The sequence below is a fragment of the Alkalihalobacillus alcalophilus ATCC 27647 = CGMCC 1.3604 genome (assembly GCF_000292245.2).
Taxonomy (GTDB): domain Bacteria; phylum Bacillota; class Bacilli; order Bacillales; family Bacillaceae_D; genus Alkalihalobacillus; species Alkalihalobacillus alcalophilus.
This window is the reverse complement of record NZ_ALPT02000124.1, coordinates 1-8,479: the sequence shown is the minus strand read 5'-3', so window position 1 is coordinate 8,479 and position 8,479 is coordinate 1. Positions and strand designations below refer to the sequence as shown.

Annotated in this window: 10 protein-coding genes; 3 read left to right on the top strand and 7 right to left on the bottom strand. The window is 37.0% G+C overall.

The genetic code is table 11. The features are described 5' to 3' along the window. Nucleotides 1-254: 254 nt before the first annotated feature. From BALCAV_RS20045 to BALCAV_RS20035, 3 genes are all read right to left on the bottom strand, one after another. On the bottom strand, nt 255-1,025 hold the full coding sequence (locus BALCAV_RS20045) for a TIGR01457 family HAD-type hydrolase (protein WP_003322984.1): 771 nt from the start codon (nt 1,023-1,025) through the stop codon (nt 255-257). Nucleotides 1,026-1,302: 277 nt separating this feature from the next. Next, the gene (locus BALCAV_RS20040; protein ID WP_003322983.1) at nt 1,303-1,941 is read right to left on the bottom strand and encodes a helix-turn-helix transcriptional regulator; all 639 of its coding nucleotides are present in this window, start codon (nt 1,939-1,941) and stop codon (nt 1,303-1,305) included. Nucleotides 1,942-2,013: 72 nt separating this feature from the next. Next, entirely contained in the window at nt 2,014-2,463 is a 450-nt protein-coding gene (locus BALCAV_RS20035; protein WP_040324296.1) for a DUF86 domain-containing protein, read from the bottom strand. 129 nt (nt 2,464-2,592) lie between these two features. On the opposite strand from BALCAV_RS20035, the gene BALCAV_RS20030 reads away from it, so the two are divergent. Then, a complete protein-coding gene (locus BALCAV_RS20030; RefSeq protein ID WP_003322980.1) occupies nt 2,593-2,862 on the top strand; it encodes a hypothetical protein in 270 nt (89 codons plus the stop codon). 74 nt (nt 2,863-2,936) lie between these two features. On the opposite strand, the gene BALCAV_RS20025 is transcribed toward BALCAV_RS20030, so the two are convergent. Continuing rightward, nucleotides 2,937-3,212, bottom strand: a complete 276-nt coding sequence (locus tag BALCAV_RS20025) for a YutD family protein (protein WP_003322979.1) — start codon at nt 3,210-3,212, stop codon at nt 2,937-2,939. A 179-nt stretch (nt 3,213-3,391) separates the two neighbouring features. Between BALCAV_RS20025 and BALCAV_RS21365 the strand changes: the two genes are divergently transcribed. Further along, nucleotides 3,392-4,021, top strand: a complete 630-nt coding sequence (locus BALCAV_RS21365; protein ID WP_003322978.1) for a YhcN/YlaJ family sporulation lipoprotein — start codon at nt 3,392-3,394, stop codon at nt 4,019-4,021. Nucleotides 4,022-4,360: 339 nt separating this feature from the next. Here the strand turns inward: BALCAV_RS21365 and lipA are convergent, their stop codons facing one another. Then, nucleotides 4,361-5,287 (bottom strand): lipoyl synthase, encoded by a 927-nt coding sequence (gene lipA / locus BALCAV_RS20015; protein ID WP_003322977.1) that lies wholly within the window; start codon nt 5,285-5,287, stop codon nt 4,361-4,363. Nucleotides 5,288-5,513: 226 nt separating this feature from the next. Here lipA and BALCAV_RS20010 point away from each other — a divergent pair, with 226 nt between their 5' ends. Then, the gene (locus BALCAV_RS20010) at nt 5,514-6,521 is read left to right on the top strand and encodes a M23 family metallopeptidase (RefSeq protein WP_003322976.1); all 1,008 of its coding nucleotides are present in this window, start codon (nt 5,514-5,516) and stop codon (nt 6,519-6,521) included. Nucleotides 6,522-6,573: 52 nt separating this feature from the next. Here BALCAV_RS20010 and BALCAV_RS21880 read toward each other — a convergent pair whose 3' ends face one another. Together BALCAV_RS21880 and BALCAV_RS20005 are read right to left on the bottom strand one after the other, a co-directional pair. Next, on the bottom strand, nt 6,574-6,696 hold the full coding sequence (locus tag BALCAV_RS21880; RefSeq protein WP_003322975.1) for a methionine/alanine import family NSS transporter small subunit: 123 nt from the start codon (nt 6,694-6,696) through the stop codon (nt 6,574-6,576). A gap of 1 nt (nt 6,697) precedes the next feature. Beyond that, the gene (locus BALCAV_RS20005) at nt 6,698-8,200 is read right to left on the bottom strand and encodes a sodium-dependent transporter (protein WP_003322974.1); all 1,503 of its coding nucleotides are present in this window, start codon (nt 8,198-8,200) and stop codon (nt 6,698-6,700) included. Nucleotides 8,201-8,479 lie beyond the last annotated feature (279 nt).

Below are 8,479 nucleotides of genomic sequence, written 5' to 3'. Positions count from 1 at the left end.
TTGATGAGCATTGTTTTCACCTCTGATAGGAATGTATGTTCTCATTATACCCTAACAAGAATCTCTTTGGCTACCGCCAACCGCCATTCATCTCCCCCTTATCGTTGGGCTTCTCCCTTCACACGAATGAAGAGGGAGTCTTCTGTCGGGAAATGATAAAACAAAAAAGCAGTCACCCTTTAGAGCGACTACTTATATTATCCATTTTCAGAAGACAAGCACCGGCAGACAAGCATTGAGTTTAAAATATAGCCTTATTTTCCAAACGACCATTCCGCTAGCGACTTTAAAGCCATCGTCGGTTGCTCTGCCTTTTCTTGCAATTGCTGTTCAGAAGTAACACCCGTATGCACAATTAAAGTATCAATTCCAGCTTGAATTCCAGCTAAAATATCTGTTTCGTAATTATCACCGACCATTAGCGTTTCTTCTTTTTTCAGACCTAATACATCCATCGCTTGTTCGACAATAATACTCTCTGGTTTCCCAATAAAAGTGGGTTCGATACCAGTTGATACGGCAACAACAGAAACAAGAGAGCCACAACCTGGCATTAAGCCACGCTCTGTTGGCAAAGCAACATCACCGTTTGTTGCAATAAATGTTGCCCCTTTTCGAATCTCAATCGTCGCCCTTGCTAATTTTTCATAAGTAATTTCACGGTCTAAACCCATTACAACAAAATCAGCGTCTTCTTCAACAAGACGATGCCCTTCCTCAACTAAAGCTTGTCTTAATCCAACTTCACCAATCACATAAACATTCGCTTCCTTCTGTTTTTCCGATAAAAATTTTGCGGTAGCCATACTAGTTGTAAAGACATGCTCTGTTGTAGCTGGAACATCCATCGCTTGTAAAAGCTCGGCCACTTCTCTTGGAGGTTTTGTTGAATTATTAGTCACAAATAAATAAGATAAACCTCTTTTTTCAAGTTCTTTCACAAACTGAATCGCTTCATCTATTTTTTCTTTGCCACGATAAATCGTACCATCTAAATCGATTAAAAAACCTTGATATTTCTTCATATTCTCCACTCACACCTTTTTCTTTTTTCTCATTATACAAGGTTCTTTCTATAATGAAAACTCGTGAAATGGAGAGTGTTTCAGAAAAGTGCTGACGGCAACTGTGGGAGTGTCAACGCTTTTTTGTGGTGGTGCTCGGCTTTTTTACACATCAACGCAGGCCATTACTCGGTCTTTTTTTATACACCATCGCCGGCCAATTCGCCTTGATTGCTCTCCCCTCCTTTTTTATACAGAAAAAACCACGAAATCAATCCGTGGTTTCTTAGGCTATTTGTTAAGCCATTTTATTAGTTTTTTTTATCGTATATACACAAGCACTATCTTCTTTTGCTGCACATGTTTCTCTTGTAATATTTTCCGTTTGTAATAGGTTTTGGAAAAGTTTTTGCTCACATGAACAGGCAACATGATAATCCTTTGCAACTTTTGCTATGGGACAATTATATTCAACAAATTGGAATGTATCCTCATCTGTTTGATTCCATTCAACCATATAGCCACTTTCATCTTGTATTTTAGCTAAGGCGGCGACCCGTTCTTCCAAAGTTCCTTGAACAAGTTGTTGATATTTTTGTTCTAAACGTTCTCTTCTTTTTTCAAAAAGTTCCTCAATTACCTTGTTGCCGTTTAAAGCCTCAAGGTCCTTCAAAAACTCTAGAGACAAAGAACCATAATTCCTTGGGAAACTTTCTTCACCAGCTTCTGTTAAATAATATTTATAACTTGGTCGGCCCATTGACTGTTTTTCCAGTCTTGCTTGAATTAACCCATCGTTCTCGAGTCCTTGTAAATGTCGCCTGACAGCCATCTCTGTAACCTTTAGCTCAACAGCTATTTCGGATACAGTTCGTTCCCGATGTCTTTTAATTAGCGACAAGATAATTTGACGTGTCGAGCGCGTTTGTTTTTCCATGGCCATCACCACCCTTATCTCTATTGTATGCGATGTGGCGATTTTTGCAAAGAACTTGCCTCCTACCTCATTTTACTTTTCCGGTAAAAAAGCTGTAACAGGTCCTAATTCTTCCAATAAATAACGGCGAACATCTTGAGGAAATTGAGCAATCGCTTTTTGAGAATCTTGCAATTGATTCAATAAAGTGACATGATTAAGCTCCAAATAATCTTGGACAAGCTGCTTTCGTAGGCCCATTAGTTTTTTTAAATCTTCTGCTGAATGATCCTCAATTACTTTTTCATCAAGTAAAATCTCAATAATATCTTCATAACTTCCCGGATCTCTCATAATAAAGCCATCAATCATACTGTTCCCAACATCAATAATTGTTTCAATATATAAATATGCCGTTCGTTCTAATGCTAGCTGCTGAATGCGATTATCTTGTATAGACGCAGGCGAAAATGAACTTGTTTGCATAAGTTGCTCAATAAATTGTAAAGTCTTTTCTATTTTTTCACGATTAACAAAATACATAAACGTCACCATCATCTTTCCATTATGTATAATCTTACTCCAGTTATTAATATCCACTCAGATACAAGTGATCTCATCAGGATAAAAACTAGAGGCATTGTCTACTCTATAACCTATGGAGGGGATCAAATGTCGAATGATAAGAATCATAAACACAAGTATAGCGACTTTTCCAATGTCGAAGAAGCACGGGAGACCATTTTACCTGAAGATTTACCAGAAGGAGCTTATGGTTCACCTATAAATAAGCATGAACCTGTCGAAGGAAAAAGTACACCTTGGGAAGAGGGTCAGCATGCAGCTAGTGCCTTTATTTATGAAAATAAACAATTGCATCGAGACCATCAACGGCTTGACCCAGAAAGTCACCCTACTCATCAAGATTCCGGTGAAAACTAATTCTTCAACTCAGCTACTACCGATTTATCATTCATCTTGTCCATGACAAATAGGGAGGATAAACGACATCCTCTCTATTCTTTTATCCGCTTTAAGACGAAATAAGCACAGCCAAAGTTACAATACTCATATAAATAATCATCTAATGTACTAATTTTTGTATCAAATGTCGATTTTTTATGTTTATCCTCAAAAAATCCACGTAATCTTAGCTGATTATAGCCCCAGTCGCCGACAATATAGTCATATTTATTTAGCACTTCACTATAACGCTCTTTAAAAGCTTCCTCATTCCAACCGTTTTTCACTTCTTCAATAAGCTCAAATTGCATTGATTGAAGTCGGACCATAACCCGTTCACCTCACTTTATAACTGTCTTATATTGTACCATATCAAGCTAAAATCACCTACTCACTTTCCACCGATTTACTTACATGATTCAATCATCCATATGCCAAGCTATGAATAGATGGATATTTTTTAATCAAATCGACCATTTCATTATTACTTTTAAAGGAGAGAACATTCATGATAAAAACAAGATTAACTCTTAGTGGATTACTATTAGCTCTCGTACTAACTGGCTGTCAATTAGAACAAGCAAGCCCACTTACGCTAGAAAACGCTTCCGATATAGGGGGCACTCAATCAACAAATAAAGGATATTATTCGATCACCAATAAACGAATGGATCATAATGACACCCCTCATTATGGTTATAGTCGTTTCCAACGAGAACAAGTGCATAAACCAAATGGTGATTTTTCTTATCCTATCGTTGATCGAACCGAAATCTCAACGAACATCACTAAAATGGTTCTCACCAATCCAGAAATTGATGAAGCAGCTACATTAGTAACAGATCAATATGCATTAGTCGTTTATGAGACCCATCATAATGAAGACGACAATAATTCACGCTCTAATAAAGAAGAAATCGCCGCTTACGTTCGTAAAACAGCCGAATCAGCTTTACCTCGTTTTTATGAAGTCGTTGTCGCAGATGATCATAATCAGATAGAAAGTATTGAACGATTCCAAAGTTTATCTTCACGAAGTACCTCGATTTATGGAACACTTGAAGAAACGATTGAGCAATTGCGAGAGTATCCACAAGGGACAAATTACAATACACAGTCTGACTACCAGAAGAATTAAAAGAGCACGACAAAATGTCAAAACCTCATGCCAAAGCTGAGGTTTTTCTTCTGCAAAATGTCACAAAAAAGAGCGTTCCCTTGAGTATCACGTCTTTTTCATGTAAGTCTGAAGCTGGCTATTTTTAGGCACTAAGGCAATCATTGCTCTCTTTTGATTCCTGATGACATTCATTTTATGGTGCTAAGGTAATCATTGCTCTTCTTTGATTCCACTTTTCCAATACTTATCATCATTTTCCCTACGCTCTTTTTTGCATGCCTCAACTAGTACAACAAACGAAAAAACCCGAAAAGGAGCACATTGCACTCCTCTTCAGGTTTCTCCATTCTTGCCTATTTATTGACCGCTTACGGTTTGCTCATTTTGTACTTTACGAGCTTCGTCACGAACTTGTGCTTCGTTAACTTGTTCGTCAGCATGGTATGAAGAACGAACTAACGGGCCAGCCTCACAGTGACTAAATCCTTTACTTAAGGCAATTTCCTTTAATTCAGCAAACTCATCTGGGTGATAATATTTAACGACTTTTAAGTGCTTTTTCGTTGGTTGTAAGTACTGACCAATTGTCATAATGTTGACATTGTTCGCACGTAAATCATCCATCGTTTCAATAATTTCTTCTTTTGTTTCTCCAAGTCCAATCATCAAGCTTGATTTAGTTGGGATGTCTGGATGCAGTTCTTTTGCACGACGTAAAAACTCAAGTGTCCGGTCATATGTTGCACGTGCACGAACTCTTGGAGATAGACGTCGAACCGTCTCAATATTATGATTCATGATATTTGGTCTAGCATCCATTAACGTTTCTAAACTCTCATGGTTCCCTAACATATCTGAAGGAAGGACTTCAATTGTACAGAACGGACTTTTTCTTCTGACCGCACGAACCGTCTCAGCAAATACTCCTGCTCCACCATCTTTTAAATCATCACGAGCAACCGCTGTGATAACGACATGTTTTAAACCCATTTGTTCAACTGAATCTGCCACACGTTCTGGCTCTTGTAAATCTAATTCATTCGGTAAACCTGTTTTTACAGCACAAAAACGACAGGCACGTGTACAAATATCCCCTAAAATCATAAACGTCGCGGTTTTACGAACTGCCCAACACTCATGAATGTTCGGACACCTTGCCTCTTCACAAACTGTATGTAATTTCTTTTCACGCATCATCTTTTTTAGACCCGTGTAAGACTCATTCGTATTTAACTTAATTTTTAACCACTCAGGTTTACGAATATGCTCTTCTTTTTTTGCCATTCATACTCACCATCCAATTAAAGTTTAAAACTATTCTGTTTTGGTAAAATGCACTACATTTCACCGCCATTCTTTCTGTCTTTTATACTTTATCATGAAATGAACAAAACAACCAACTGCTTAAATTGTTTTCTTTTTGATCCACTTCCATTTTTTAACGTAATTTAATCATACGAATTGAAGACAATAAAAGTAAGTTAATTTAACGAAAGGAGACCGACAATTTATGAAACAAATCCTACTTTCTCTCGTCATCATTATTCCCTTATGTTTTGTTCCATCTACGTTTACAGCAGCTGCTGAAGAAGAATTAACCTTGGAAGAAAAAGATGCAGAACGATTGAACTTGTATAAAAAAGTTGAGACATTAACAAACATTCCTTGGTATTATTTAGCTGCAGTTGATACGTATGAACGAGGGTTAAGAAGGGTTGTGAAAGATCGTCCAAAAGAAATTGGTCTTGCCTCGATCTTTTTTTCACCGAGTCAATGGGTTGGTCCTTTAAATCCCAAACTAGATGAACAAGAGCCCTTATCGATCAGCATGTTTGGCGGCCTAGGTTTAGATGGAGACGGAGATGGATTGGCTGACCCAAACAATGATGAAGACATTCTTTATACATTTGCTCGTTATTTAGAGCAATATGGTTTTAATAAAGAGGATTTTCGCATTGCCTTATGGGATTATTATCAACGTGAACAAACAGTCTCAATTATTGATGGACATGCCTCCATTTATGAAAAGTATGGGCATTTAAATCTTCATGATCATGTGTTTCCCTTACCACTTCGTTCAAACTACAGCTATCGTAGCACATGGGGAGACCGCCGTGGTTGGGGAGGCAGGCGTATTCATGAAGGAACCGATATTTTTGCTGGATATAATGTGCCAGTAAAGTCAACAGCCTACGGAATTGTTGAAATTAAAGGCTGGAATATGTACGGGGGCTGGCGCGTTGGCATTCGTGATTTAGATAACATCTATCATTACTACGCCCACCTAAGTGGTTTTGAGAAAGGAATAGAAGAGGGAACCATTGTTGAACCTGGGCAAGTTATTGGATATGTTGGAAGCTCCGGTTATGGGAAAGCAGGTACACAAGGTAAATTTCCACCACATCTTCATTATGGTATGTATCGTGACAACGGCTATACAGAATGGTCCTTTGACCCGTATCCATCTCTTAAATCTTGGGAACGTAAAGGATTTCAACTATTAAAACAAGGTAAATAAAAAAGGAAAACCTCAAGCACATTTACTGTACTTGAGGTCTTCTTGCTTCTTCCTATAAAGATGACTGTACTCTTTTTTTTCTTGAAACTCGAACGGCATTCAAAATACTTAACATCATCCCGCCCCAAACTATGACCATACTAATAATTAACATGATAATTGCACTTGTACTCATCTTAAAATCCCCCTAAATCATCAGAGCTGTTCTTATTGTTTTTCCACTTAAAAATGGTAAATAAGAATCCAATAACAATCGCTAATATTGCAACAGTCCATCCAGCTATTATAATAAAGTACGTTGGATAACCTTCATAATTAGAAGTTAAATTCAAAATCAGGTTTTGATAAAGCATAAACCCTAATACAAGCGGAGTAATGACTCCTAAACAAATTTTCCACCATAAACCGACACGGAAATCGGATAATTCGTTTGTATGTTTTTGTAAATCAGGAAGCTTTCTCATAAACCATGCAACCGCAATAACAGATACAAGACCCGCTAAAGCTACACCAAAGTGATTAATAAAATAATCGACCGTATCTAATAACCATAATCCACCTTGAGTAGCATATAAAATTGAAATTAAGGCAGATAATCCACCGCCGATAGCAACGGCTTTTGTACGAGTAATCTTAAACTTATCTTGTAAAGCTGAGACATAGGTTTCGATAATTGATACCAATGACGTTAATCCAGCCATTACTAATGAACCAAAAAATAAAGCTCCAAATAATCCATTTAAGCCTGGAAAACTGTTTATAATCTCTGGAAAAACCATAAATGCTAAGGCAATTCCGTCCGCAGCAACTTCATCAACTGATGTTCCTTGCTGAGTCGCCATAAAGCCAATAATTGCGAAAACTCCAATACCAGCTAAGATCTCAAAGCTCGAATTTGAAAACCCTGTGATAAAAGCATTATTATTTAAATCTGATTTACGAGGTAAATAACTGGAATAAGTAATCATAATGGCAAAACCAATCGATAAACTGAAGAAAATTTGGCCATAAGCTGCTACCCAAACCGCTGGATTCATTATTTCTTCCCAATTCGGTTTAAAAAACGCATCTAAACCAACCATAGCTCCATCTAAAGTTACAGCACGAATAACAAGGATTAAGAACATAACAACCAATAGTGGGATAAAAATACGATTTGCAAATTCAATCCCTTTCTTGACCCCTTTAAATAACACACCTAATGCGATAACCCACACTATTAATAATGGGATAAAAATAGTTGGAACAAAGCTACCTAGTTGACCAGGATCAACAATCTGTAAAAAATCATTTAGCAAAAAATCAGTAGGGTTTGACCCCCATGTTTGTCTAAATGAAAAATAAGTATAAGAAATAGCCCAAGCAATAATAACTGCATAGAACGTAGAAATCACAAATGAAATGGCCACTTGCCACCAACCAATCCATTCTGCTTTTTTATTTAACCTCGCATACGATAAAGGTGCTGACCCCCGATATTTCTGTCCAATTGTAAATTCCATAATTAATAAAGGAATCCCAGCTGTTAATAGTGCAAACAAATAAGGAATTAAAAAGGCGCCGCCTCCATTTTCATATGCTACATATGGGAATCTCCAAATATTACCTAACCCTACTGCCGAACCAATTGCCGCTAGTACAAAACCAGCCCTTGTCCCCCACTGTTCTCTACCTTCCATCTTGTCAAACTCCTCTCCCTTTTTAAGAAAAGATATTTTACAATACAGTTCTATCTTTTCTAAATTATCTGAAAATTATATTGAGTACTAGCTTTTCTTTTTGTCACAATGAACTAAATGTCATTTTATTTTATATTTTCAGATTAATCAATATCTTATTATAATAACTGAGTCGAATTTTGTCAAAAACTTTTTTTACCAATAAAAGTCGTAGTCAGATGGAGTGAATTTTTCATTGAGTTGATGTAACTCTCTTTTTTTACACACCAACCACACTCC